This window comes from Methanotorris igneus Kol 5, from assembly GCF_000214415.1.
Classification (GTDB): domain Archaea; phylum AGJL01; class Methanococci; order Methanococcales; family Methanococcaceae; genus Methanotorris; species Methanotorris igneus.
In genome coordinates this window covers 310,520-334,853 of the sequence record NC_015562.1, presented here as the reverse complement: position 1 = coordinate 334,853, position 24,334 = coordinate 310,520, and the positions used below count along the sequence as shown (strand labels likewise).

Below are 24,334 nucleotides of genomic sequence, written 5' to 3'. Positions count from 1 at the left end.
GGTATCATCCCTTTGCGGCAATTCTTTTGAATAATGTTAAAATTCCAAATGATATTACAATCAAAATCAAAGACAGAATGTTTGCAATTTCTCTATTTCCCCCCATCGCACTGTTGAATATTGCAATTGGTAAGGTCTCTAAAAGTCCACAAACCATTACCGTAGCTCCAAATTCTCCCATAGCCCTCGCATAGGTTAATATTATTCCTGATATGATTCCAGTTTTTGATAGGGGCAAAATTATTTCCTTGAATATCTCATATTCACTTGCCCCAAGTGTTTTTGCGGCATCAACTAATGAGGATGGAATATCTTGGAGTGATGCCCTAATACTTCTTACCATAAATGGGAGAGCAACAAATGTCTGAGCTATAACAATTGCAAAGGTCGTAAACATTATTGTGATGCCCAATAAATGCAATGGGTAACCAATCAACCCGTATCTTCCAAAGGTTATTAAAAGTAAATATCCAGCAACAGTTGGAGGTACTACAAGTGGTAAATTAACAATAGTATCAAATACATCCTTTAGTGGGAACTTTTTGTAAGTTAGGATATATGCCAATGGAATTCCAACGCATAGCGAAATTATTGTTGATACAAGAGAGGTTGTAACGCTTAAAATTAGGGGATTCAGTATAGATTTGTAATCAATGAGTTCTTCCAAAGGATTTGAAAGTATATTAAATAATAAAGCCACAAATGGCATGATAATCAGCAAAATAAACACAGTTATGCTAAATCCAATCAAAAATCTAAATGTTATTGGTTGCATACTTACCACGTATTTACTGCATTATTTTGGAGTTATAACTACAAGTTCATTCTTTGCGAATATGCTGTAATTGTCCACAAATCCTTCTTTTTTGAGAATGTTCATGTGTTTCAAGCTTGCTGAAGCAAAAACATCTGCTCCACTTTCCCCACCTACTGCCCCACCTTCTATTCTTTGTCTCAAAGAACCTGAACTTGCAAATAATAATTTTACTTTGCATCCAGTTTTTTTCTCAAATTCATTAGATATTTCTTTAAACGCATCTGTTAATGATGCAGCAGCATAAACAATAATTTCTCCACCAATTTTCTTTGGTTCGTAAGATTGTGGGTTCTTTATTGGAATAAACCCATATTTTTCCAATATTTCCTGCCCTTCTTTTGAAAGGACGAATTTAACAAACTCTTCTGCTCTCTCTTTATCGTCACTATCCTTTAGTACTGCAATAGGATATTCGGGAACTACATTAATTTCTTTTGGGATTTTGATGATTTTCACCTTGTCTTTTTCCATATATGCATCGGTTCTATAAACAAACCCTGCATCCACTTCTTTTGAAACGACTTTATCTAAAACAGCCCTAACATTGGATTCTTTTGAGACAATATTTTTTATTATTTTATCTGTAAGTTTTGGATTTGATTTTCTTAAGTTGTCTAAAACTTCCATTGCATACCTTCCAGCTGGGACATGTTCTGGGTTTCCTATGGATATTGTCACCCCATCATTTCCCAAATCTTCAAATTTTTCTATTTTTGTTGTTGGTTGGTTACTTGTGCACCCTGAGAGCACAACAATAGCAAATATAAGAAACACCACAGATTTTTTCATAAGGTCACCCTCTATATCTATCTGGGTCTGGTTTTGTAATTGTGTAAATATAATATATAAACTTTTCGGTAAACGGAAGGTTACTTCCTGCTAAAAACATCTTTTTTATTCCTTTTTTCATTGCTAATTTTTTAAAATAAGATAATGCTTCTTTCAATTCGTCGTTTGACATTAGTGGAGCGTTGATTAAAATTTGTATTGCCTCATCATCAATATTTTTCATATTTCTAAACCTCCACGATATTTGTGGCATTGTTAATTTTATGTTAATTAATATTAGTTACTATTATACACAATAATTAATCTAAAATCATTACTAAAATAGTATTTAAATATGATTGTTTGTGTTAAGTGAAAAACTATATAAACTACGTTTATGAATTTGAATATATTACAGTATCTGAACATCATAACAAACTATAAAAAAGTCATAATCTCGAACAAAAATTATAACGGCAAAACCCAAGGTTTTGCCATAAAGATTTTGGAATATTGGTATTATTAAATTTTCTAAAAGTTTATCTATCCCAACAAAATTATACAACAAAACAAAGTTTTGCCATAAATTTTTGGTTTTGAATATAAAACCAATAATAATTTTCCAAACAATAATTTCCACTTATTAATGTCCAAGACTAAAATATTTAGTAATAATCAAAAATACTATACAAATATTCTACACAGGTGAATGTATGAATATTAGCAATACCCGATTGTGCATATCTAATGCATATCCGTAGATACCGTTAACCAAAGTCGATGCAGATGCAAAGGAGGGACTGCGTTATCTATTACCTATGCTATTGGAAAGCCAATTTTGTATTTGGGTGTTGGACAGAGATATGAGGATTTAATTGAATTTGATGTAGATTGGATGGTGAATAAATTGTTTGGGGAGGGAGAAGTTAAGTTCTCAACGAAAAGGGAATTCTAATTGAAAATTTATTTTTAATTTCAAAAAATTTTATTATCTATTCAAAAATCCAAACATCTACCATATCCCCTTCATCTTTTTTTAACTCATGTTCTTTTATTACAGATAGTCCATCCGCATTCAATATTGAGGTTAACATGTTAGAACCCTTAAATGTTGGATATGCTATGCCATTTTTTAATTTTACAGGCCATAGATATAAAAAATCAGGTTCAGATATTATTTTTTCAGATAGTTTTGCTTTAATAATCTTTCTTCTATATGGTTTATGTGCCATTTTCATCAATAATGGGAGCAAAAACACATAACTACAAACTAAACATGAAACAATATTCCCTGGCATACAGAATATTGGTTTTTTATCAATTTTTCCAAATAATATTGGCATTCCCGGGCGCATCTTAACTTTATGAAATAATATTTCCCCTAACTCATCAACAATCCTTGGAAGAAAATCCTTCTTCCCAATGGAAACACCACCAGAAGTTACAATAATATCGCATTTCTTTGACGCTTCAATTATATGTTCTTTTATTTCATTGGGATCATCTCTTGCAATTCCCAAAAATATTGGCTCGCAACCTGCTTTCTTTACAATAGATGCGATTGTTTTTGAATTTATATCCTTTGTCATTTTAAATAACTCATTTCCGGTTGAGATAATCCCAACTTTTGGAGTTTTATAAACCTTTACTTCTTCAATCCCCAAACATGCTAAAACACCAATATTCCTCTCATTTATTAAAGTTCCTTTTTTTAAAATAATATCTCCTTTTTTAACATCACATCCCTTTTTTGAAATTCCTTCAATTCTATCAAAATTTATAACAACAATTTTATTACCAATTTTTATTGTATTCTCAACTGGAATTACATATTTTGTATTTTTAGGAACTTTTCCACCAGTAGCAACTGAAACGCATTCATTTCCTTTTATCTCCAAATCCTTATCATCCCCTGCAAAAACCTCATCAATTAAAATATATTCCTCCAAAATTTCCGCAACTGCATAGCCATCAATATCGCTCCTATCAAACCTTGGGATGTCAATGTTGCTTATTATATCCTCTGCTAAAACTCTACCATAGGACTCCTCTATTTTAATATATTCGGTTTTATTAAAATAAAATTTACTTAAAATTTTCTCTGCTTCTCTGACTGAAATCATAACATCACCATCTCCGATTGCAACTATGAGGATAATGAAAACTTTGCGTTTTCATCTAATTTAAATTAAAAATTAATAAATCTTAAAATCTTAAAAAATTAAAAAAATAATCTTAAAAAATTAAAAAAATAAAATAAAAGATAGGATGCCTCCCGTAATGGGTTCGGCATCCTTTCTAAGAGGCGTTTAACTTCTGGCTGGACTTCCTGGCCTATTTATTTTATTTGGGCTGATTATGTTTATTTATTTTCTTTTCTTCTTTAATTTCCTTAATTTTGTTGAATATTTGTTTTAATGTGTCTTCATTGCTTTTTGTGAATGGGAATGGTGATTTTGTGAATGGTTTTGCATAAAGGGTTAATCCATCAAATCTATAAAATGTTGCTCCGCACTCCATTCCATCAATAACTCCAGGCAATACAACATCTGATGCATAAGGCGTTGGTCCTGGGGCAATATCAATACAAACCATTGGAATCTCATTTAAATATTTTGCACAGTCCTTTGGTGTATGCTCCACAATACCTGCCGCAACAACCAATATTGCATCAATTTCCCTCTCTCTCAAAAGATCTGCAAACGTAAATTCTCCAGGGTTGTATCTTGGATAACCCCTTGCAAAGTCCAAACCGTAAGGATAGCCATACATGTAAGATGCGATTTGGTTAAATCCATTTACATTGCAATGTCCTCTTAAAGCCCCTATAGCACATTTTGTGTATTTATTTAGTTCTTTAACTAAATTCAAAACCATTTCAATGTTTCTATGTCCCCCTCTTGATGCAGGCAATCCTAAACCACCATAAATTTTTACAAATTTTGAATTTTTCATCAACTCAACCATTTCTTCTATTGTTTCTATCGGAACTCCTGTTATTTTTTCAATGCTGTGGTGTGGTCTTTTTCCTCTCAATACTGTAAGGAGTGCGGAGAACATCTCATAGTCGGTGTTTGGTTTTAATTGAACATGTAAGTCCGCTAACTTTGCAGTGTCGGTTTTTCTTGGGTCAACAACCACAATTTTTCTATCTTTTCTTCCTCTTTCAGTCCAATAGCCCCTTGCAAATACTGAATATCTACTCATGTGTCTTGGGTGTGAGTGCATTGGGTTGCATCCCCAGAAGATTATCAAATCAGCCCTGTTTTTAACTTCTCCAGCAGTACAGCCAGGAAGTCCAGCCTCTTGAACACCCATTAATGTTGGACCGTGTCATATTGTTGAGTTTGAGTCAGCAACTCCTCCTAAATACTCAGCCATGTGTAATCCAACGATGTGTGCTTCTGCTGAAGTTTCAGCACCCATAAATAAGAGTGGTCTTTTTGCATTTGCCAAAATTTCTGCTGCCTTGTTTATTGCTTCTTCCCAACTAACTTTAACAAATTCTCCATTTTTCTTTATCATTGGTTCTCTTATTCTGTGTGGGCTTACAATTTCTTGGAACTTTGGTGCCCCTTCCCTACAAACATTTCTTACAATTATTTTTTGGTTCTCTTCATCATATAAAACCTCGATATCATCACATGCCATTCCACAAACGGGACAAGTGATCCCCTTAAAAACTTTCATTAATCTCACCCATATATTCTTTTCATAATTTCCTCTGCACTCAATATCTTTGCCTCTTTTACTGGCTCAACAAACACAAAGCAACCTTTATAAAGCGGAGAACCCATAGCCTCTGTGTATGAGCTAATAACAACATTTGCCCAAATAGATCTTGGAATAAAGACAGTTCCTTCTTGCAAGGAATCGTCTGGAATTGCCTTTAAACATATCTCTGATTTTCTATCCTCGCTAAATACTTTAACATACTTTGGCTTTCCAAGATATGCATAATCCTTTGGGTGGATGTAGCAGACAGCACATTCTTTAACGTATTTTTCTGTGAATTTTTTTCCTCCTTTAATAATTTCCCCTTGCACAATGGTACTTCCTGTGTTAAGGAGGGCTTTTATCCCACCATCGTATCTATGACTCTCATAGCATTCATACAATTCAGGTTCGATGAGACCAAGGTTTTTTTCTTTTAAAGCGTAGAGTTTTCCTTTTGGATTTCTTTTTATTGCATAATCTCCAACAAATTTAAGGAATTCTCCGTTAATTTGCATTCCATTGATGTTTATATCAACCTCTTCATTAGCAAACTCAAACCCCGGGGCAAAGAACCTTATCCTCCCACAAACAACAATATCTCCTTTTGACATCTCTACTCCAACAGCCCTTTCTGCGTTTCCTCCAATATATATGAATCCACCACTTTGCCTTATACCACAAAACTGCCCAACATTGCCTTTTATGATAATTTCTCCGCCAGATAAACCTCCTCCAACATTATTCCCAGCGTTTCCTTCAACAATAATTTTTCCCCCTTTCATTCCGTACCAACTGCCCCTGTAAGCAGAACCGACATAGTCCCCAGCGTTTCCATTAATTTTTATTAATCCGCCTTTCATTTCCCTTCCAACCCAATTTCCAGCATTTCCATTTACAACAATCTCTCCGCCTTTCATTTCAGAACCTAACTGAATTCCAACATTTCCATTGATTATGATTTTCCCAGAGGTCATTTTATAGCCAATGTATTTAACCCTCTTAACATCTCCTTCAATAATTATTGTTACATCCTCTGAATCGTCTGAACTTACTTCAACATCAAAAAACTCTGAAAGTGGATATGTATTTGGACCTTGCCAAACCATTAAGGATTCAATTTCCTCTTTGCTCTTATTTGCAAAGTTATCTGGTGTTATAACATCTGCTTCTATGGGAATATCTGGGGTTTCTTTTGGAGTTAAAATCACTTGCATGTTATTCACCCACATTTATTGGCGTTGGTTTTGTTAAATAATGCTCTGATGTTGGATAGTTGGTGAAATCAAAGGTATAATACTTAAACCACTCTTTAACATCCTTAATCATCTCATTGTAAATCTCTTCATCGTTAAATTTGGTGTTACAGTAGTATGTTCTTCCTTCTGGTGTTGAAACAATCTTTCCATTGTGTGCAACAATTTTTCCTCCATTTATTGTGTATTCTGCAACTGAGAACTTCTTCTCTATGGTTTTGTAGTCATTTGTGTTGAGTGTCTCTGGGTTTATATCATAAATTGCAATATCTGCATCTGCGCCAACACCCAAATGTCCCTTCATTGGTGCTAAACCTACTGCTTTTGCTGGTGTTGCTCTTGTTATTGTTGCAATCTCGTATAGTGTCATCTCTCTATCAATACTTGGAAGGTCTGTTCTTTCAGAAGCCCAACTGTGGCATTCTAATAATGTGTCTTCTCTTGCCTTCCTACTCATCAACCATGCAATGACTTTTGGGTAATTTGTGAAAGGTCCACCATTAGGGCTGTCTGTTGTCATGACAACCTTCCAAGGGTCTTCAACACCCAACAATAACTCCAAACCCATTGCCCATTGGACGCTATGAACCCCATTTTTTTTCTTGTATGCAAATGGCACAATACCTGAACCGCATTCTAACTCAACATCAGCATTTGACCACTTATTTCCAGTCAAAACAGCCAAATCATAGAGATTTGGACCATCCCCAGTCATACAAATTGCTGGACCAAATACAACACACCCACTATCAATAACAACATGCTTTGATTTATTCACATAGTCAATAATTCCACGTGTTCCTGATTCAAAGTCCTTCCAAGAAGTTCCACCAAATGCGTTAAACTGAACATGGGTTAAATAAATACTCTGCTCCCTTTCATAGGAAACTTTTGTCTTTATTTCTTCATCAACCTCAACTTTTTGATTTGCTTTTATATGTTTTGGTATTTTTAAGGTTTCTCTTGCTAATTCCCAGTTTCCCGGGTGTCCGAGACCATTTGCGTGAACATGTATTGACATTGGATAACCTAACATCTCATTAACTTCTGCAAGTCCTTTAATAACATCTCTTGGTGTAATTTCAAAGTGCAAGTTTGGTTCATCCAATGAATTAATATTCAAACCCCATCCCCAATTCTCTACACCAGCAGGATTTACACACTTAATTCCAAATGTTTTGTGGATTTTAAGCATCCACGCAACATAAGCAGCGGCTTTTTCAATGTCTCCTTCCTTTAAGTATCTCATAACAAACCAATTGTTTCCAAGCATCAAATAAGCACATTTATTCAAAATAGGAACATGCTTTAACTCCTCATGTGTGTGTTTTGCAAGCATTGGCGGTGTTGCTGCCTCACAAACGGTTGTATAACCCATTAAAGTGTATTTATACCCCATAACATAACTTGAAGGAACAACATTTCCGCTTCCGCTATGTGTTATGTTTGTCTTTTTTATAGGGTGTTTATATTGAAACTCGGGACACATCATCCTACCGTGTGTAACCTTTGGACCTGCAACGTGTGTGTGAGAATCAACTCCACCAGGCATAATTGTCTTATTTTTTGCATCAATAACTTTTACATTGTCCTCATTTGGAGAGAATTCTTCAACAATTTTTCCATCTTTAACAAATATATCCATCTTTTCTCCATCAATCCCATTAAATGGGTCAAACACATAACCATTTTTTATTATGAGATTCATGTTATCACCACACTACCTTGACAGGATAGGCAGATAGTTTCATCTCCCTTCTGAACAAATGGCTCATTGCAAATCTCACAAAACTTTATTTTTTTCTTTGATTTTTTTGGAACAATAATATCCACAAACTCATAAGAATAAACATCCTCTCCAGCATTTAAGATATCTAAAATAACCTCATCATGAGGAACTTTTTCAATATTCAAATACCACGCATGGAGTTTTGGGAATTTTTTTGTTTTTTTAGCGTCAAGGATTATTCTAACCCCTTTTATAATCTCCCCTTCTCTTCCCCATTTATTTACGGTAACTGCCATCTTTCCAGTATCAACAATTCTCAATCCCTTGTTTCCTGTTGTGCATTTCCCAAGAACTTGAAAGGCATCAGGAAGGCAATTTTGTGTTTCACATGTTACATATATTCTATCTTTCTCATCAATATCAAGGACTTTTTTTGCCAAACTGAACATCTGCATACCTATAAGCACGCCGGGACTTAAACACCCATGAAAATCCAAAACTTTTTCAAAATCCTCTTTCTTAATACCAACCCTTTTGCTCATTTCAGAAATATTCATAATTTACCTCCAAGCGGAGTTAATTAAAAATGGTTTCGTATTTATATTATGTAGTAATTTACGTTACTTACTAAAATTAATCCTTATATAAATGTGTTACTACATAAGATTAAGACAAAAAGTATTTAAGCATAATGGTTTCATAACTTCGTATTATGTCAGTATCTCCGAACATCATAACAAACTATAAAAAAGTTAATATTTAGTAATAATCAAAAATATTATACAAATATGAGGGTGGTGCATAATTAAAAAATTTAAATATGGTGAGTTAAAAATAGAATACAAAAAGTGAGGGTGGTGTATAATTGAAGAATTTGGATGTAGTGGCTTGTGTAAGAGGTTGTGTTTTATAAATGCTTTAAACATTCACAATTAAGTATTACTAACGCCTTAATATGATCTTTTTAATTATTATCAAATATTAACCTTCTTGCAATTTATTATTTTGTTGTTGGTTGGTTACTTGTACACCTTGAGAGCACAACAATAGCAAATATAAGAAACACTGCGGCTCTCGTCATAATGTCACCCTCTATATCTATCTGGGTCTGGTTTTGTAATTGTGTAAATATAATATATAAACTTTTCGGTAAACGGAAGGTTACTTCCTACTAAAAAAGAAAACTTTTAAACTTATCCATATCAATGTTCAAATAATGATTATAGTAAAGGACAAGATAAATCAAAAATCTAAAAATAGTCCTTTTACTACTTTAGAGTTAACCCTAATGCCCATCACGTATTTAAATATTATTAACTGATTTTTTTTCATCTTTTTCTTGTTAATAATAAAGTTATAAAGAATAACATTAAGCAATAATATTTTAACCTTTACTTCATATTTAAATATTTATATGTATGAATTAACTTCATCACCTTCTTAATCATTGTAAAGCAATTAAAAAACACAAAACCCATAACATTTAAAGAATTTTGAGATAACTTAATTATTTATATGTTTAATAGCAACTACGGCCTTAGATTTTTTAAAATCTCTGATAAAATATAGTAGTGTGCGGAATAGTTGAATAATCTACGATTATTCAACTTCCCTGCAACCGAAGGTTGCAGTGGATTTTTAAACTTATATATGCATTAATGAATTTTGAATGGCAATAATTCTTCCTTAAAATTTGAAATAAGGCATAAATCTTTAAGAATTTATCAATAGCATATTTCCAAATTATACGGCAAAACCCAAAGGGTTTTTGCCAAAAGATATACGGCAAAATCCCTTGGATTTTGCCAAAAGACATACGGCAAAACTTTCAGTTTTGCCAAAAAACCCTTCTAACGCACACGACTATAACCCACATCCATATATACGATAACAATGGGGAGTTTTATGCATTGGCAAAGGAAAAATCAACTTTAATAATTTTAAAAAAATATTTAAAGAGGATTAATGCCATAAAAAATTTGGATTTATGCGTAGAAAAGAAACTATTAAGGTGAAAATTGTGAAAGAGAAAGTTTTAGATATGGATGATTGGAGGGCATATAAAATTTCCCATACAGTTGAAATTGAAAATGATGCTGAAAAAACAAAAACATTAATAATTGAGTTTGAAAATAAAAGGAGGGTTTTATCAACAAGAGAAGGATTTAAGGAAGTTAAATATGTTGGAAATCATTCAGTTCCAGTTCCATTTTGGGATAAAGTTCATAATTATAAAGATTATGAGAGCCATGTTTTAAATGAAATTGGAATAAAAAAAGAAGATATTGCATTACTATCAACTGGAGCAAATATGGATAACTTAGCAGTTGCAAAAGAAGAGTTTGATGAATTTTATGTTATTGCTTTTACAACCGCTGGAGCTAAATATAATGCAATAAGGTTGGGGGATGAGGAAGCTGATTATATAGAGAAAGATTTTAAAACATACAAAATAGTTGATGGAAAGCTAATACCAAAAGAAAAGGTAGGGACAGTTAATATAATTTTAATAACCAATGCAAATCTAACAGATGGGGCAATGGTAAGAGCAATAATAACAATAACTGAAGCAAAAACAAATGCCTTCCAAGAGCTAAATATAAGAAGCACAAAACATCCAGAGCTTTTAGCTACTGGAACTGGAACAGATAATGTTGTGGTTGTCAAAGGTTTTGGTAGGGGAGTTGATTATACTGGAGGGCATACAAAGATGGGAGAGATGATAGCTAAAGCTGTAAAGAGGAGTGTAATAGAGGCATTAATTAAGCAGGATGGAATAAAAAAGTAAATGAAGATTATTATACAGCAAAACCCTTTGGGTTTTGCCATTAATCTATACGGCAAAATCTAAGGGATTTTGCCAAAATTATAAAAACACTTTGGTGATGTTATGGATTTGGAGTTTTATCTCAATGCTTTAATAAACACCTTAAAAATATCTACACTCTACACAGTAAAAATATCCATTATTGTTTTAATAACCATGTTTATTGTTAATTATATCATGAACACTGGCATTATGAAAAAAGTTAGTGATTTATTATCTCCAATTCTAAAAAGATTGAAAATAAACCCTCTTTCAATATCTTCAATCTTAGCATGCTTTTTTAGTCCTACTGTTGGATATTCAATTTTAGCGGAGGGGTTAAAAGAAAATAAAATAAATGAAAAAGAGATTATTGGAACATCATTAGCAAACTCTTTCCCATCTGTGCTATCACATACATTCACGTTTTTTATTCCTGTTGTTATTCCAATTTTGGGTATTACTGGAGTTTTGTTTGTTTTGATTAGGTTAGGAGTTGCATTCACAAAAACAATAATTGGGTTTTTGTATTTGTCCATTATATCAAAAGATTGTAATTTTGAGATGCCAAATATCGGTAAAATGGACAAAAAAGAAAATGTAAAGAAGTCGTTTAAAAGCACTTTGAGGTTTGCTAAGAGGTTGATTCCGGTAATGTTCTTTATGATGACATTGGTTGTCTATTTATCAAAAATTGGGTTTTTTGATTATGTTAAGAGATTCGTTGAGCCAATAACGAATTTTTTGCATCTGAATCCTAATGTTGGAATTTTAGCGTTAACTGAGATTATGAATGTCCATGCAGCAATAGTTATGGCTGGTGGATTTTTAAATGAGGGAATTTTGAGTTCAAAAGAAGTTTTGATTGGTCTAATTATTGGAAATGTTATAACCCTTTCAAGTAGATATGCTAAACACTCCCTACCTTTACATGTTTCTTTGTTTGGAGCTAAATTAGGGACTAAGATAGTCATTATTAATGCGGCAATAACTTTATTATTGGACATTTTGATAATAATATGGTTGCTACTATTTCATAACTAAATACTACTTACTCCTACTCAATTTTTTGAATTTATATTTACCACATTTAACATTAACACTAAATAATAAAAAATTTGGAAATATTTATGAAAAATTAAACAGTCTCAACGGCTTTATGTTGAATTTCATAAATTCTCTTGACGTCATCTAATGTGTTTATATCATTTACAGATTTATCTTCTCTAAACCTAACGATTCTTGGGAATCTTAAAGCATAACCACAGGGATACTTATCTGATTTTTGAATCTCCTCATAAGCAACTTCAACAACAATCTTTGGCTCAACGACAACCTCCTCTCCTAAATCCTCAATAATTATTTCGTTGATCATCTTCGTTAATCTCTCCAGATCGTCCTCCGTTAAACCAGTCCCAACATGCCCAATTGAATATAAATTCCCCTCCTCATCCCTAACAGATATTTCATAAGAACCAAACCAATCCTTTCTTTTACCCATTCCCCTCTTTGCCTTTGTTATTACAACATCAAGATTCTCTAATGTAGGTTTAAATTTATACATCGTCCTTACCCTACTCCCAGGAGTGTAGATGGCATCTAAATTCTTAATCATCACACCCTCATGACCAATACCTAAACTCCACTTATAAAATTCCTCTGCCTCCTCAACGTCATCAGTTATCAATTTGTATGATATATCGATGATTTTTTTGGATTTGAGTTCTCTTTCAATCTTTTCTCTATCTTTTCTCCAATCATTCTCTATGCCTAAAATTTCTTCTAATGTTTTCCTCCTTTCACTTAGAGGCAAATCAATAAATTCTCTACCCTTATAATATAAAACATCAAAAAGATAAACCCTCAAGTTTATTTCCTTCATCATTTTATCAATATCATACTTTCTCCTAAACCTCCTTAAAATATCTTGGAAAGGTCTTGGTTTTCCAGTTGATGTATCAATTGCTACACACTCCCCTTCAATTATAAAGTTATCTGCTTCCAATTTTTCAATTGCCTCTCTTATTTCTGGGATAGCGTTTGTAACATCTTCTAACCTCCTACTGTAAATCTTAACTTTTCCATCTTTTTTGTGGATTTGCACCCTTGCACCATCATACTTTGTCTCAAATTGGGGCATCTTCATCTCATTTATTGCATCCTTTATTGATGGCACTAATTGAGCTAACATTGGCTTTATAGGTCTAAATACCCTTAGTTTCAACTCTTCACTATCCAAATCCTCTTCCATTAACTTCTCTGCCAACAATCCAATGTCATTTGTTACTGCGTAAATTCTCTCTAATTTTTCTTTTGGAACATTGAAATAGAGCGATAATGCCTCAATAATTGTTGGAATGTTCATTCCAATTCTCATATCCTCCAAAATTACCCTTGCCAAATATCTACTCTCAATAGGGCTCGCCCTCAAAAATAAACTTGATATATGTCTAAGTTTCTTCTTTTGGGATTGTTCCCCCTCAATTTCAGCAACTTTTCTCAGTGTTTCATAAACCTCATCAACTTCGAGGGGCTTGGTAAATAAAGATACTTGCTTTATGCTTGACTTCAATTTCTCTATTGCCAAACCAATATCTCCAGTTTCTTTTATTTTTTCCAATAATTCCTTCTCCTTTATACCAGTTGATACTATAGCACCAATTAATAACTTTGAACCTATTCCCAGTTCTCTCTCATCATATTCTGGAAAAACCCTTCCAATTGTTAAATAACAAATTTTCTTTAAATCTTTAGGTTTTCCACTATGTTTAACTTTGTCAATTAATTTTATAAAATAGTCCCTTTTCTCCAATCTTTTTGTAGTGTTTTCTATTTTGTTATATATCTCACAGACATCCTTCCATAACATAATTTTCACCAGAGGATGTTAAATTTTAGTTGGAACTGAATACTATTATTACCTTTGTTTTTGGATGTTGCACCGAAAAACTTAAAAATCTAATTTTTGTTTATTATTGTTTTGAAGTTATTTTGTTGGTTGTAGTATTTATACAGTTACCCAGCAATTATAGTCGTGTGCGGAATAGTTGAATAACCTACGATTATTCAACTTCCCTGCAACCGAAGATTGCAGTGGATTCTTAAACGTATTTACGCATTAATGAATTTTTAAATAATCTTTATCCTTCCTTAAAATATACGGCAAAACCCAAAAGGTTTTGCCAAAAAATTGAAATAAGGGACAAATCTTTAAGAATTTATCAATAGTATATTTCCAAATTATACGGCAAAATCCCTTGGATTTTGCCAAAAGACATACGGCAAAACTTTCAGTTTTGCCAAAAAACCTTTCTAACGCACACGACTATAAATAACATAAAATATTCCTAAAATTTCAGTAATGATTATCAACAAATTGTTTATACGCTAAATTTTATTTATGTCCATAAGTGCAAAAATTCACAACGACTATATGTGGGCCCGTGGTCTAGTGGCTATGACGTCGCCCTCACAAGGCGAAGGTCGGGGGTTCGAATCCCCCCGGGCCCACCATTTTTATTTTAGGAATTTATATTTATATATTTAGATTTTTGTGAACTTGTTCTAAAAGTTTCGTTTATCTTTATTTAAAGGTTTTATTTATATATTTGAATATTTAAATATTTTTGAAAAATATTGAAATTAATCGATATATCGAAAATTATAAATATAAGTAGGGAATATAGTCGTGTGCGGAATTAATATACGGCAAAACATAGTTTTGCCATTAATTTTTAAACTTATTTATATGCCAATGAATTTTCAGATAATCTTTATTCTTCCTTAAAATTTGAAATAATTCTACAATCGTTAAAAATTTACCAACAGCATATTCCAATTTCTAACGCACACGACTATATATAGACACATAAAATTTAAAAAAGGTGGTTGTGTGGATGCGATATATTTGCTAAATGTGGCGATACAAACTTTAATTGATTATTTGAATTTAAACAGGGTTATAGCACTTACAATTGCCTTCTTTATGGCGGGTGGAATAGCATCAATGATAAACAAAAACTTCATAATAAAATACTTCGGCCCAGATACACCAAAGCACATATCCTACTTGGTTGCATCTGTAAGTGGATGCTTACTTGCAGTGTGTTCATGCACCATCTTGCCTTTATTCGCTGGGATATACAAAAGAGGGGCAGGAATTGGTCCAGCAACAACCTTTTTGTTTTCTGGGCCTGCAATAAATGTCCTTGCGATATTCTACTCAGCAGCATTGCTTGGCTGGGGGATTGGATTTACAAGGGCTGTGTTTGCGATATTGTTGTCTATACTGATAGGCCTATCAATGGAGCTCATATTCAAATCCCATGAAAATAAAAGAAGGTTTAGAATAGGAAAAGCAAATAGCATATCAACAAGACCTGGATATCAAACTGCAATTTTCTTCCTAATACAACTTGCAATGCTTCTGATAATTACCGCTTCACCTAAGTTAGTGCCAATTTTAAGTGTTCCATTGTATGGTGGATTTTTGGTTAAGCATTTATTAACAATTATCTTTGCAGTAGTTCTTGTAGTAGTTGTAAAAAAATGGTTCAAAACAGATGAGATAAAGGCATGGTTAAGAGAAACCTTCATTCTCACAAGGATGGTTGTGCCGTTGTTGTTGATTGGTATAGCAATAGCGGGAATTTTGAAGGCAGTTATACCACCTGAATTAATTGGGCAGTATGTTGGTGGAAATTCAATAATGGCAAACTTTGTGGCATCATTAATAGGGGCTTTGATGTATTTCGCTACTTTAACCGAAGTGCCAATCATAAAATCATTGATGGAATTGGGTATGGGTGTTGGGCCTGCAATGGCTCTCCTTTTAGCAGGTCCAAGTTTAAGCATTCCTACAGTCCTCACAATCTCAAGAATCTTGGGGGTTAAAAAGGCATTAACTTACTTGGGACTTGTTGTTATATTCTCAACTATTGCAGGTTTAATTGCAGGCCTAATACTCTAAAAAATACTCTAAAAAAGGTGATGCTATGATTGTATGGAATTTAATATGTCCAAATTGCAAAAGAAGAGTGACGCTTAAATTAGATGTCTGCCCATGCATGGCATCCCAAATCCCAATACCAAAATGTGAAAACTGCAACACTGAAATGACATTTGATATAAATGCAAAAAGAGGTAGGAGAAGAAAATAAATATTCTTCTATAAATTCTCCTATTTTTGGATTTTCTATAATCCTTTATTTATAGTTGTGTGCGGAATTATATGTGGCAAAACCCAGGAGTTTTGCCGTTATAATTTGAAATGGCTTACAGTCATTAAAAATTCATCAGCAGCATATTTCCAAACTCTAACGCATACAACTATATTTTGCTAATTTTTTCATTTTTTCATTGTTTTATTATTTTTTCAACTTCATCCAAATCTATCTTTTTAACTTCCCCAAACTTAACAACATCTCCATCATTTTGGTATCTTGGGATGATGTGGAAGTGCACATGTGGAACTTCTTGACCAGCAGCAGGTTTGTTATTGTTTATTATGTTGTATCCATCAAAGTTCAATGGTTTTAAAATTTCAACAACTTTTTTGACAGCTTTCATCAACTTTGCTAACTCTTCATCTGGCATCTCATCAAGAGTTTCATAATGCTTTTTTGGAATTACCAATGTATGCCCCTTATTTCTTGGATTTATATCTAAGAACGCCATAGTATCCTCATCCTCATAAACAATCTTTGCAGGGATTTCTTTATTCACTATTTTGCAAAATATACACATGATATCACCTAATTTTTTTATGTTTTTTATGTTTTAAATTATGAACTCTAAAATTTAAATTCTTAACTTAAAACTGTTAATAGTAACCTATATAAACATATACAAACAATATTTTAATTGGAATTATTAACATAAAAATTTTTGACTATTAAGTAATTACAAAATGGGGGGTCACTATATTATTTATCTTGATTTTTCAGAAATGATATTAAATACAAACTCTGGACACAATAACCTATGGTTGTGTATGGTCTGAACACAAACCGAAACATTTATATATCCGATATGTAATATAATTGTGTAGAAATTATACACATCCAATAACTACTGAGGTGGTAATATGAGTATAAAAGAAAAAGGTGCAAAATTAAAAGAACTTTTAGGTTTAGAAGGTTCAGCAGTTGCTGTAAAATTAGCAAAAACAAAAGATGAAATTCCAGCAGGATATGAAGAACTTGGGGAAGAGAAGAGACACTGTGAAATGATACAAATTGCAAGAAAAGAAGGGAAAAAGTTCTACGCTCCAAAAGAAAAGCATTCCTGTAAGGGAGGGGCTTATGCAATTGGCGTTGTTCAAGATGCTCCGGAACCATTGAAAACTGGGAAATTATACCACAAATTAGGAAACTTTGCTACAGAGGAGGGGGCAGTAAGAACAGTTGAAGCAATTCCAAGGGTCAAAGAAGAAATATATGCAAGCGTTTATGCACCATTGGAAGAAGCTGACTTCACTCCTGATTCAATAGTTGTTATCTGCACACCAAAGCAAGGTTTAAGATTGGCACAGGCGTTATTATACAAGAATGGAGGAAGATTCCAAGCAGATTTCTCTGGAATTCAGTCATTGTGTGCTGATGCAGTTGCAGCGGTTAAAGTTAGAGGAGTTGCAAACGCTACATTTGGATGCAACGGTTCAAGAAAATATGCAGGAATCGCAGATAAAGAAGTTATCTTTGCATTCCCAGCAGATGACTTAGATAATGTGATTGAGGCATTAGAACACTTCAAAAATGTCTGGGGGTAAAGTTTTTGTTTGCGTTATGAGTGGTCATAGTCTTCAATAAAATTAAAAGATGAATTATGATTTATTTGGAATTTCACAAACGATTCATCTTTCTTCAAAAATTTTTTATGTTCAAACATAATGAGAAAATTCCGCAAGCTATACTCAATTTACCTTTTGAATAAAAATAGAGGTTGTCGAAAAATACGAATACTATAAATAATAGTAATAATAATTATGAGCGGCAGAAAAACCAAAAGAAAAGGATACTGGAAAGCCTACGATAAGAGGTTTAAGATATTCAATATTAAGTACACTTATGATTTTGTTTCATTTATTATAAATATTTTACTTCCATATAAAGAAAAACGCAAAGTAGGAAGGCCTTTAGCTATAAGTTACAATGAATATATAGCTACTCTAATAATAAAACACATTTTTAGAATTAGTTTAAGAGATTTAGAAACTCTTTCCGATTATTTACATAAAAAGCATATAGATAGCTCCACATACGGAAAAGCTTTTCAGAGGATTAAAATAAGCGATTTAACTAAAATAATCGTTGGATTACACTTAATTATTGCTAATTCGTTAAAATCATCGGTTATAATTTACATAGCTGATTCCACTGGAGTCCATTTATTAAGAGTGTATTGTGAAAGAATCAGAGTTGTGAATAATGAAATAAAAAAGGTAAAGTATCGGGTTTTTGACAAAATGCACGTATTAGCTTGCTATTATAAAGATTATGGATTAATTTCGATTGTTATGGTAAAATGGGATAATGGATATAGTTCAGACAGTAAAAACTTACTAAAAATGATAAAATCTTTAGATTTTGTGAAAGGTGCGATAATATTGTTGGATGGTGGTTACGATGATGAAGATTTACTTAGAGAGTTGTTATCCATAGACCTCATTCCAATAGTTAAAACAAAAGAGTTTAAATGGGATTACGGTATTTCTAAAATCAGAAAGAAAGTTAAAAAATTGTTTGATAAGAAACTGTATAAAATTAGAGGGGTAATAGAAGCGATATTTGGAGGGCTAAAAACTAAATTTAGATTAACTCTAAATGAAAAACTACCTGAAAGTAGATGTAGAGCTACTTTAGCAGTAGCAATCGTTCATAATATTTTAACACTAATGAGAGTTATTAGTATTAGAGAGTAATATTTAAATTCATTGATGAAATAATTTTTCGACAACCTCATAAAAATAAAAAATTATAAATAGTGAAACTATCCAAAAATAACCATATAAAAAAATTTAGATGGGTGTTATTATGGTTAAAGTAGAAGTATTTACATCACCAATGTGTCCACATTGTCCAGCGGCAAAGAGAGTCGTTGAAGAAGTAGCAAAAGAAGTTAGTGGGATTGAAGTGGAACATGTCGATGTCATGAAAGAACCTGAGAGAGCGGCTAAATATGGTATAATGGCAGTGCCAACAATTGTTATTGATGGAGAAGTTACGTTCATCGGTGCTCCTACAAAAGAGGCATTAATAGAGGAAATTAAAAAAAGAATGTAAATTTAGCCATTAAAAATATTTTTATAGATAGTTGTGTATGAATATGGCACATATGTGATAAAAATGGAATTAAAAATCATTTGTAAGCATTCTAAATTTTCAGAAAATGGGGACAATATTCATGTTATCTGTGAGTTCTGTGGGGGGAGGGATTTAAAAACCGAAATTGAATTGCTGAAGGAAGATTTTGAAATTAAAAAAATTTCCTATCCGAACTGTGAAATTCTAAAAAGGGTGGTAGAATGATAAGGGAAATATCAGTTAAAGGGCTAAGAAGTCCATCTTTGTTAGTTGATAGAGTTTTAGAAAAAATGAAGGACGGAATTTTAGTTATTGAGACAGATGGAGAAGAACAAATCAAAGATATTGAAAATTTAATGAAAAAGATTGGCTATAAAATGGAAACAGATGGAAACGTGGTGAAAATTATGGTCGGGGAAATAAAGGCAGACAAAACAATAAATGTCGTAGGAGCTACATGTCCAGGCCCAATTATGATGGTTTCAGACATGTTGGATAAGATGAACGTTGGGGAAGTATTGGAGATAATTGCTGGGAAAAATGCCTTAACTGATTTAACAGAGGGATTGAAAGGGGCTGGACACGAGGTTTTATCTGTTGAGGAACTTGGAGATGGGAATTATAGAATATTGATTAAAAAAGGAGAGAAAAAAGCAGAAGCAGTTGCATCAGTGACTATTGATGAATTGTTCATCATAAACACAACTGGAACAGGGAATGCAGAAAAGGCCTATGCTACATTCATGATGGCAGACATTGCTAAAAAAATGAACTTAAAGCCAACAATCTTCTTAATGATGGATGGCGCAAGTTTGGCATTGAAGGGAGAGTGTGATAAAGTTAAACATCCTGATTTCCCAAAATTGGGGGACTTAGTGAGAATGGCAATAAAGAATGGAATAAAAGTTTATGTTTGTGAATTGAGTGCTAAGTTTAGAGGAATCAATGAGAAGAATCTTGAAGATGGATTTGAAATTGCAGGAGCTCCAACATTCTTAAACTACTTATCAAAACCTAATGTAAGGCCAGTCTGGTTATAACTTAGGATTAAGTAGTACTTCTCTTTAATTTTATCTTGGAGGATTATAATCATAACTTTGTACAAAAAAGGTGATGAACTATGAATGAAGTTATAATGCTTGTATCTTTATCAGTTATATTTGGTGCTATGTTATCAGGATTTGCTACATTTAGGATGACAGGGATGAGGTTGATGCCTCACTTTGCATCTTTGATAATTGCATTTATATTGACATTGGCATCATTATTTGTAGATAATAACATTGTATTCTATTCAGCAATTGCATTTCAAATAATTGCTCCAATTACAATCTGTGGGACAATATGTAATATCTTAAAAACCCAATTCCAAAATACGGGAATCTATTCATCCCATTTGGCGTTGATGGGAATGTTGTTTATTCTTGCAATTGGAAATCTATTTATCTAATCTTCTTTTATCTTTTTTATTTTTTTTGATATTTTGTTGCTTTTATCCATTAAATTTTGTATTTTTAACCAAAGTATTGAAGCAAATACAGTTATTGGAACGTCTATATAACTAATTATGTCGTGTATTGTTTGAATGTTATAACTTTCATGAGTCCCAATAAAGGCAATTAAACATATTCTAAGGACATTTCCAAGATAAATTAAAAATAAACCTACTAAAGAACCTATAAAAAATTCTTTAAAGTTTTTTGCGGTAACGACAACCAATGAAATGTATATTGCCATTAGAGTAACTCCTGTGCATACGCCAATAATTTCAATCGACAAATTACTTAAATGGATTACACTATCCTCCAAATAACACGGCTCAAACATTTTCAAAATCAAATAGCTATGAAAGGCAACATACTTTATCAAAAAATCTTCAAGGGGTTTCATAATAACATATACAATAGGTGTTAAGATGAAAAACTTCAAAATTGTCCTTATCCACTTGTCCAAATTTACCACCTATGTATGTAACCACCAAACTTAAAAATATTGCCATCTAAATACTTTCCATCTTCAATAACCTTTCCAATCTTAATAACCTTTGTGTCTGTTTTTTTTAATATCTCCTTTACTTTCAAGTATTTCTTTGTTGTAAATAATAGCTCAAACTCTTCCCCACTATTTAACACTGCCTCTATTGGGTTTATATTGAATTCCTCACAAAATTCTAAAACATCCTCTGGAACTGCTTTTAATAAATCCTCTGAGTATATTTCAAATCCTCCAATATAAAACAAATCCTTTGCCAATCCATCGGAAATGTCACAACAAGAATTTACCAATTCATTCATTAAAATACCCTCTTCCACCCTCGCCTCTGGTTCACAGAGTTTTTTCATTATATTTGGATATTTTTCCATAAGTTTGTTAAATTGATTTTTATTTATTATACCATTATCTCTCATCTCAATCATCTTCAATGCACAAAATACTCTCCCTAAATCATTAGTTATGCATATGTCATCTCCAACCTCTGCCCTTCTATATATTGGGTTATCTGTTAAACCAAATGCAGTCCCGCATAAGGTTAGTTCATTTGATTTGTTTGTATCTCCCCCAACTACGGGGCATTTGTATTTTTCTGCCATGAAGTTTAATCCTTTTGACAACTCATCTATAAATTTTTTGTTTGCATATTCTTTACTAATTCCAATAGAGACCACAATCCCCAATGGCTTTGCACACATTGCCGCAATATCTGAGACATTTGCAGTAATTAATCTCCCACCTATTTGAAATGGAGTTAATATATCTGGAAAATGGGTAGACTTAAACATCATATCTGTTGTTATTACTAAATAGGTGTTATTTATTTTAAAAACTGCACAGTCATCTCCAATTGATTTTATAGCATTTCCTTTATAGGTTAGGTTTTTTGAGATGAGGTTTATTATCTCGAGTTCATTCATGAATTCACCCCATGAAAAAGAATAACATTATTTTCTGCTTAACTTCCTCCTAAGTGCTATGTAAAGATTTCCCATTGCAATCATTAAAAAACACTATATAGGCAATATATTATTATTTCTAATAAAGATTTGCTGTTTCCTGTGTAGAATTTAGCTCCCAATACTGATTTTAAGTATTCTACATACAATAATAAAAATTCTGGAATTCTATTCGGAATTTGGGTATTTATAAAAGAATTAAAATAATGAACAAGTGTTAAAACAAACGGTGTTGTAAATATTAATAAGACTAACCAAAATATTGGTAAAAATATTGATTCTCCGTAGTCAGATATTGCACCATATAACCAAATAACCCCTTTTTCAAAATCATTTTTTGAATATTTCTTTTTAAATTCCATTTCCATTTTATATAAATCAGATGCTTCTTCGTAAGTTCTATTGTTTTCAATAGATATTCTTAAATTCCTATATTCTGCAAGGATTGATTTATAACCTAAGTGGTTTTTAAGGATATTATATGCTTCTTCGTATATTCTTTTATTAAGTTTATGGCTTAAAATCTCTTCTTTTTTAATATCGCATAATAGCATTACTTCTCTAACATCTGTTTTTAAAAAAGATGTTTTTGATAATGAGAAGTTTTCTATTTTTGTGTGTTTGTTTAGAAATTGGACATTAAGAAAGATTGCTAAGCATTCATCTTTAATTATATTAATTATTGTATGCATCCATTGATCATTAGGTTTTTCTAAACTAATATTATTTCTTTTATATTTTTCAAACTTAATTTTACCTTTTCTAAATAATGCTAAATCTTCAAATGTGCAATCAACAAAAGATAACAACACAAAACAAATTTCTCTAAAATCTGCACGAGATTTAAAGGTTGCATTGAAAAATTTTGCTTTATTGATAATAGATTCTAAAAAAATTGGCTCTCCTTCAAATATAGTATTAATGAACACCAGTTCTTTTTTAAATTTGGAATTTCTAAAAAAAGTTTTTTCTTTAAATATCGATGTAAATGCAACAGTATTTTTGAATACTGTGTTACTAAAATCAACTTTTCCTTTAAATGTCGTATCATAGAAAATACATACTTTTTCAAATGTTAAATCCATGAATGCAACATCATTTTCAAATGTTAAACCCCTAAAATCAATGTATTCCTTAAATACTGAACTACTAAAATTAGCATCTTTTTCAAACGTTGAACCATTGAAATAAACATTTTCCTTAAATACTAATTTTTCAAAATTGATTTTTCCCTTAAAAGTTGAACTACTAAAATCCAATATTTTTTCAAATACTAAATTCTCAAAATACACATTTCCTTTAAAAGTTGAGTTATTAAAATTAACTTTCTTTTTAAATACTATCAAACCCATAAAATAAACATTTTTCTCAAATATTGAGTCAGTAAAATTAATTTCACCTTTAATTACCAAATTATTTTTAAATTTACTTGATATTGACAAATTATCTTCAGATGTGTCAGATTTTTCAAAATAGACATCCTTTTTAAATGTTGATTTCCGAAAAATAACATCTTCCATAAATGTTGAATCTATAATATTAACTTCTCCCTGAATTTCTGAACAACTAAAATCAACTTTTCCTTTAAATGTAGATTCTATAAAATTTACATCTTCCAATAGTATTTTAATAGGTATTTTCTTAATTGTTTCCACAGTCTCTATTTTGTTGTTGAACATTTGAAAGTTACCATTGAATTCAACGTTATGGAAACTAAGGTTTATACCTGCATTTATAGTTATCACATTTTTATCTACGATTGCACTTTCTTTATCTTTTTGTTCAGAAATTAGCTTTTTTAATTTTTCATCATCTTTAATTCTATTATAAATATCTCTAATATCAACATCTCCCTCAATAATACAATTTTCTAACTTAAAATTTTTTCCTTTTTTTAAGCATTCAACAAATTTGTCAATAAACTCCTTGTTTGTTATAACTTCCTTTTCCATAATCCCTCCACCAATTGCAATAACATTAATATACCTAA

General features: G+C 31.9%; 23 protein-coding genes, 1 tRNA gene and 1 pseudogene. 12 read left to right on the top strand and 13 right to left on the bottom strand.

Annotated features, from left to right (window positions below):
• Positions 1–4: 4 nt before the first annotated feature.
• From modB to METIG_RS01585, 3 genes are read right to left on the bottom strand one after another with little or no spacing between them, the layout of a single operon-like run.
• Positions 5–775 (bottom strand): molybdate ABC transporter permease subunit, encoded by a 771-nt coding sequence (gene modB / locus METIG_RS01595; RefSeq protein WP_013798491.1) that lies wholly within the window; start codon positions 773–775, stop codon positions 5–7.
• A gap of 21 nt (positions 776–796) precedes the next feature.
• The gene (gene modA, locus METIG_RS01590) at positions 797–1,606 is read right to left on the bottom strand and encodes a molybdate ABC transporter substrate-binding protein (RefSeq protein WP_013798490.1); all 810 of its coding nucleotides are present in this window, start codon (positions 1,604–1,606) and stop codon (positions 797–799) included.
• Positions 1,607–1,610: 4 nt separating this feature from the next.
• Positions 1,611–1,829, bottom strand: a complete 219-nt coding sequence (locus METIG_RS01585) for a hypothetical protein (RefSeq protein WP_013798489.1) — start codon at positions 1,827–1,829, stop codon at positions 1,611–1,613.
• Between the two features lie 523 nt (positions 1,830–2,352).
• Between METIG_RS01585 and METIG_RS09175 the strand changes: the two are divergent.
• Positions 2,353–2,540: pseudogene (locus METIG_RS09175) on the top strand (signal recognition particle-docking protein FtsY); the annotation flags it as partial.
• Positions 2,541–2,577: 37 nt separating this feature from the next.
• Here METIG_RS09175 and METIG_RS01580 read toward each other — a convergent pair.
• The 5 genes from METIG_RS01580 to METIG_RS01560 all read right to left on the bottom strand — a co-directional run bounded on the left by METIG_RS01580 (position 2,578) and on the right by METIG_RS01560 (position 8,841).
• Positions 2,578–3,708, bottom strand: a complete 1,131-nt coding sequence (locus tag METIG_RS01580) for a molybdopterin molybdotransferase MoeA (RefSeq protein WP_013798488.1) — start codon at positions 3,706–3,708, stop codon at positions 2,578–2,580.
• A 220-nt stretch (positions 3,709–3,928) separates the two neighbouring features.
• Positions 3,929–5,275, bottom strand: coding sequence for a formylmethanofuran dehydrogenase subunit B (locus tag METIG_RS01575; protein ID WP_013798487.1), 1,347 nt, complete (start codon positions 5,273–5,275; stop codon positions 3,929–3,931).
• A 5-nt stretch (positions 5,276–5,280) separates the two neighbouring features.
• Complete coding sequence (locus METIG_RS01570; RefSeq protein ID WP_013798486.1) at positions 5,281–6,516, bottom strand: formylmethanofuran dehydrogenase subunit C; 1,236 nt, start codon at positions 6,514–6,516, stop codon at positions 5,281–5,283.
• A 1-nt stretch (position 6,517) separates the two neighbouring features.
• Positions 6,518–8,263 carry a formylmethanofuran dehydrogenase subunit A gene (locus METIG_RS01565; RefSeq protein ID WP_013798485.1) on the bottom strand — a complete coding sequence of 582 codons (1,746 nt, stop codon included), beginning with the start codon at positions 8,261–8,263 and terminating at the stop codon, positions 6,518–6,520.
• A complete protein-coding gene (locus tag METIG_RS01560; protein ID WP_013798484.1) occupies positions 8,260–8,841 on the bottom strand; it encodes an FmdE family protein in 582 nt (193 codons plus the stop codon). The genes METIG_RS01565 and METIG_RS01560 overlap by 4 nt, the downstream gene beginning before the upstream one ends.
• A 1,430-nt stretch (positions 8,842–10,271) precedes the next feature.
• On the opposite strand from METIG_RS01560, the gene METIG_RS01555 reads away from it, so the two are divergent.
• Both METIG_RS01555 and METIG_RS01550 read left to right on the top strand, forming a co-directional pair.
• Complete coding sequence (locus METIG_RS01555; protein WP_013798483.1) at positions 10,272–11,072, top strand: adenosylcobinamide amidohydrolase; 801 nt, start codon at positions 10,272–10,274, stop codon at positions 11,070–11,072.
• A gap of 102 nt (positions 11,073–11,174) precedes the next feature.
• A complete protein-coding gene (locus tag METIG_RS01550) occupies positions 11,175–12,134 on the top strand; it encodes a nucleoside recognition domain-containing protein (protein ID WP_013798482.1) in 960 nt (319 codons plus the stop codon).
• Between the two features lie 94 nt (positions 12,135–12,228).
• Here METIG_RS01550 and METIG_RS01545 read toward each other — a convergent pair whose 3' ends face one another.
• Positions 12,229–13,959 (bottom strand): ATP-dependent DNA ligase, encoded by a 1,731-nt coding sequence (locus METIG_RS01545; RefSeq protein ID WP_013798481.1) that lies wholly within the window; start codon positions 13,957–13,959, stop codon positions 12,229–12,231.
• 568 nt (positions 13,960–14,527) lie between these two features.
• On the opposite strand from METIG_RS01545, the gene METIG_RS01540 reads away from it, so the two are divergent.
• From METIG_RS01540 to METIG_RS09495, 3 genes are all read left to right on the top strand, one after another.
• Positions 14,528–14,603 (top strand) — tRNA-Val (locus METIG_RS01540).
• A 379-nt stretch (positions 14,604–14,982) separates the two neighbouring features.
• Positions 14,983–16,059: a permease gene (locus METIG_RS01535; protein ID WP_013798480.1), complete on the top strand. Its 1,077-nt coding sequence runs from the start codon at positions 14,983–14,985 to the stop codon at positions 16,057–16,059.
• 25 nt (positions 16,060–16,084) lie between these two features.
• The gene (locus tag METIG_RS09495) at positions 16,085–16,249 is read left to right on the top strand and encodes a hypothetical protein (RefSeq protein ID WP_013798479.1); all 165 of its coding nucleotides are present in this window, start codon (positions 16,085–16,087) and stop codon (positions 16,247–16,249) included.
• A gap of 196 nt (positions 16,250–16,445) precedes the next feature.
• Here METIG_RS09495 and METIG_RS01530 read toward each other — a convergent pair whose 3' ends face one another.
• Positions 16,446–16,835 carry an HIT family protein gene (locus METIG_RS01530; RefSeq protein WP_013798478.1) on the bottom strand — a complete coding sequence of 130 codons (390 nt, stop codon included), beginning with the start codon at positions 16,833–16,835 and terminating at the stop codon, positions 16,446–16,448.
• Positions 16,836–17,175: 340 nt separating this feature from the next.
• On the opposite strand from METIG_RS01530, the gene METIG_RS01525 reads away from it, so the two are divergent.
• From METIG_RS01525 to METIG_RS01500, 6 genes are all read left to right on the top strand, one after another.
• On the top strand, positions 17,176–17,859 hold the full coding sequence (locus METIG_RS01525; RefSeq protein ID WP_013798477.1) for a DUF169 domain-containing protein: 684 nt from the start codon (positions 17,176–17,178) through the stop codon (positions 17,857–17,859).
• Between the two features lie 216 nt (positions 17,860–18,075).
• The gene (locus METIG_RS01520) at positions 18,076–19,011 is read left to right on the top strand and encodes a transposase (protein ID WP_013798476.1); all 936 of its coding nucleotides are present in this window, start codon (positions 18,076–18,078) and stop codon (positions 19,009–19,011) included.
• A gap of 112 nt (positions 19,012–19,123) precedes the next feature.
• Positions 19,124–19,372 (top strand): MJ0307 family thioredoxin, encoded by a 249-nt coding sequence (locus METIG_RS01515; protein ID WP_048055484.1) that lies wholly within the window; start codon positions 19,124–19,126, stop codon positions 19,370–19,372.
• 63 nt (positions 19,373–19,435) lie between these two features.
• Entirely contained in the window at positions 19,436–19,618 is a 183-nt protein-coding gene (locus tag METIG_RS01510) for a hypothetical protein (RefSeq protein ID WP_048055483.1), read from the top strand.
• The gene (locus tag METIG_RS01505; protein ID WP_013798473.1) at positions 19,615–20,433 is read left to right on the top strand and encodes a sulfurtransferase TusA family protein; all 819 of its coding nucleotides are present in this window, start codon (positions 19,615–19,617) and stop codon (positions 20,431–20,433) included. The genes METIG_RS01510 and METIG_RS01505 overlap by 4 nt, the downstream gene beginning before the upstream one ends.
• Before the next feature lie 80 nt (positions 20,434–20,513).
• On the top strand, positions 20,514–20,843 hold the full coding sequence (locus METIG_RS01500; protein WP_013798472.1) for a DUF5400 domain-containing protein: 330 nt from the start codon (positions 20,514–20,516) through the stop codon (positions 20,841–20,843).
• Here METIG_RS01500 and artE read toward each other — a convergent pair.
• The 3 genes from artE to METIG_RS01485 form a co-directional block, all read right to left on the bottom strand.
• A complete protein-coding gene (gene artE / locus METIG_RS01495; RefSeq protein ID WP_394295225.1) occupies positions 20,840–21,355 on the bottom strand; it encodes an archaeosortase family protein ArtE in 516 nt (171 codons plus the stop codon). The genes METIG_RS01500 and artE overlap by 4 nt on opposite strands.
• Positions 21,349–22,305 carry a thiamine-phosphate kinase gene (gene thiL, locus METIG_RS01490; protein WP_013798470.1) on the bottom strand — a complete coding sequence of 319 codons (957 nt, stop codon included), beginning with the start codon at positions 22,303–22,305 and terminating at the stop codon, positions 21,349–21,351. Before thiL ends, artE begins: the two co-directional genes overlap by 7 nt.
• A gap of 83 nt (positions 22,306–22,388) precedes the next feature.
• Complete coding sequence (locus tag METIG_RS01485) at positions 22,389–24,296, bottom strand: pentapeptide repeat-containing protein (RefSeq protein WP_013798469.1); 1,908 nt, start codon at positions 24,294–24,296, stop codon at positions 22,389–22,391.
• Between the last annotated feature and the right edge of the window lie 38 nt (positions 24,297–24,334).

What these genes read in the sequence shown, in the direction of transcription:
- thiL (WP_013798470.1), bottom strand. Translation starts at nt 22,305, where the DNA reads ATGAATGAACTCGAGATAATAAACCTCATCTCAAAAAACCTAACCTAT.
- METIG_RS01565 (WP_013798485.1), bottom strand. Translation starts at nt 8,263, where the DNA reads ATGAATCTCATAATAAAAAATGGTTATGTGTTTGACCCATTTAATGGG.
- METIG_RS01555 (WP_013798483.1), top strand. Translation starts at nt 10,272, where the DNA reads ATGCGTAGAAAAGAAACTATTAAGGTGAAAATTGTGAAAGAGAAAGTT.
- METIG_RS01510 (WP_048055483.1), top strand. Translation starts at nt 19,436, where the DNA reads ATGGAATTAAAAATCATTTGTAAGCATTCTAAATTTTCAGAAAATGGG.
- METIG_RS01545 (WP_013798481.1), bottom strand. Translation starts at nt 13,959, where the DNA reads ATGTTATGGAAGGATGTCTGTGAGATATATAACAAAATAGAAAACACT.
- METIG_RS01550 (WP_013798482.1), top strand. Translation starts at nt 11,175, where the DNA reads ATGGATTTGGAGTTTTATCTCAATGCTTTAATAAACACCTTAAAAATA.
- METIG_RS01525 (WP_013798477.1), top strand. Translation starts at nt 17,176, where the DNA reads ATGAGTATAAAAGAAAAAGGTGCAAAATTAAAAGAACTTTTAGGTTTA.
- METIG_RS01560 (WP_013798484.1), bottom strand. Translation starts at nt 8,841, where the DNA reads ATGAATATTTCTGAAATGAGCAAAAGGGTTGGTATTAAGAAAGAGGAT.
- METIG_RS01530 (WP_013798478.1), bottom strand. Translation starts at nt 16,835, where the DNA reads ATGTGTATATTTTGCAAAATAGTGAATAAAGAAATCCCTGCAAAGATT.
- METIG_RS09495 (WP_013798479.1), top strand. Translation starts at nt 16,085, where the DNA reads ATGATTGTATGGAATTTAATATGTCCAAATTGCAAAAGAAGAGTGACG.
- METIG_RS01485 (WP_013798469.1), bottom strand. Translation starts at nt 24,296, where the DNA reads ATGGAAAAGGAAGTTATAACAAACAAGGAGTTTATTGACAAATTTGTT.
- METIG_RS01505 (WP_013798473.1), top strand. Translation starts at nt 19,615, where the DNA reads ATGATAAGGGAAATATCAGTTAAAGGGCTAAGAAGTCCATCTTTGTTA.
- METIG_RS01515 (WP_048055484.1), top strand. Translation starts at nt 19,124, where the DNA reads ATGGTTAAAGTAGAAGTATTTACATCACCAATGTGTCCACATTGTCCA.
- modA (WP_013798490.1), bottom strand. Translation starts at nt 1,606, where the DNA reads ATGAAAAAATCTGTGGTGTTTCTTATATTTGCTATTGTTGTGCTCTCA.
- METIG_RS01580 (WP_013798488.1), bottom strand. Translation starts at nt 3,708, where the DNA reads ATGATTTCAGTCAGAGAAGCAGAGAAAATTTTAAGTAAATTTTATTTT.
- METIG_RS01500 (WP_013798472.1), top strand. Translation starts at nt 20,514, where the DNA reads ATGAATGAAGTTATAATGCTTGTATCTTTATCAGTTATATTTGGTGCT.
- modB (WP_013798491.1), bottom strand. Translation starts at nt 775, where the DNA reads ATGCAACCAATAACATTTAGATTTTTGATTGGATTTAGCATAACTGTG.
- METIG_RS01585 (WP_013798489.1), bottom strand. Translation starts at nt 1,829, where the DNA reads ATGAAAAATATTGATGATGAGGCAATACAAATTTTAATCAACGCTCCA.
- METIG_RS01520 (WP_013798476.1), top strand. Translation starts at nt 18,076, where the DNA reads ATGAGCGGCAGAAAAACCAAAAGAAAAGGATACTGGAAAGCCTACGAT.
- METIG_RS01570 (WP_013798486.1), bottom strand. Translation starts at nt 6,516, where the DNA reads ATGCAAGTGATTTTAACTCCAAAAGAAACCCCAGATATTCCCATAGAA.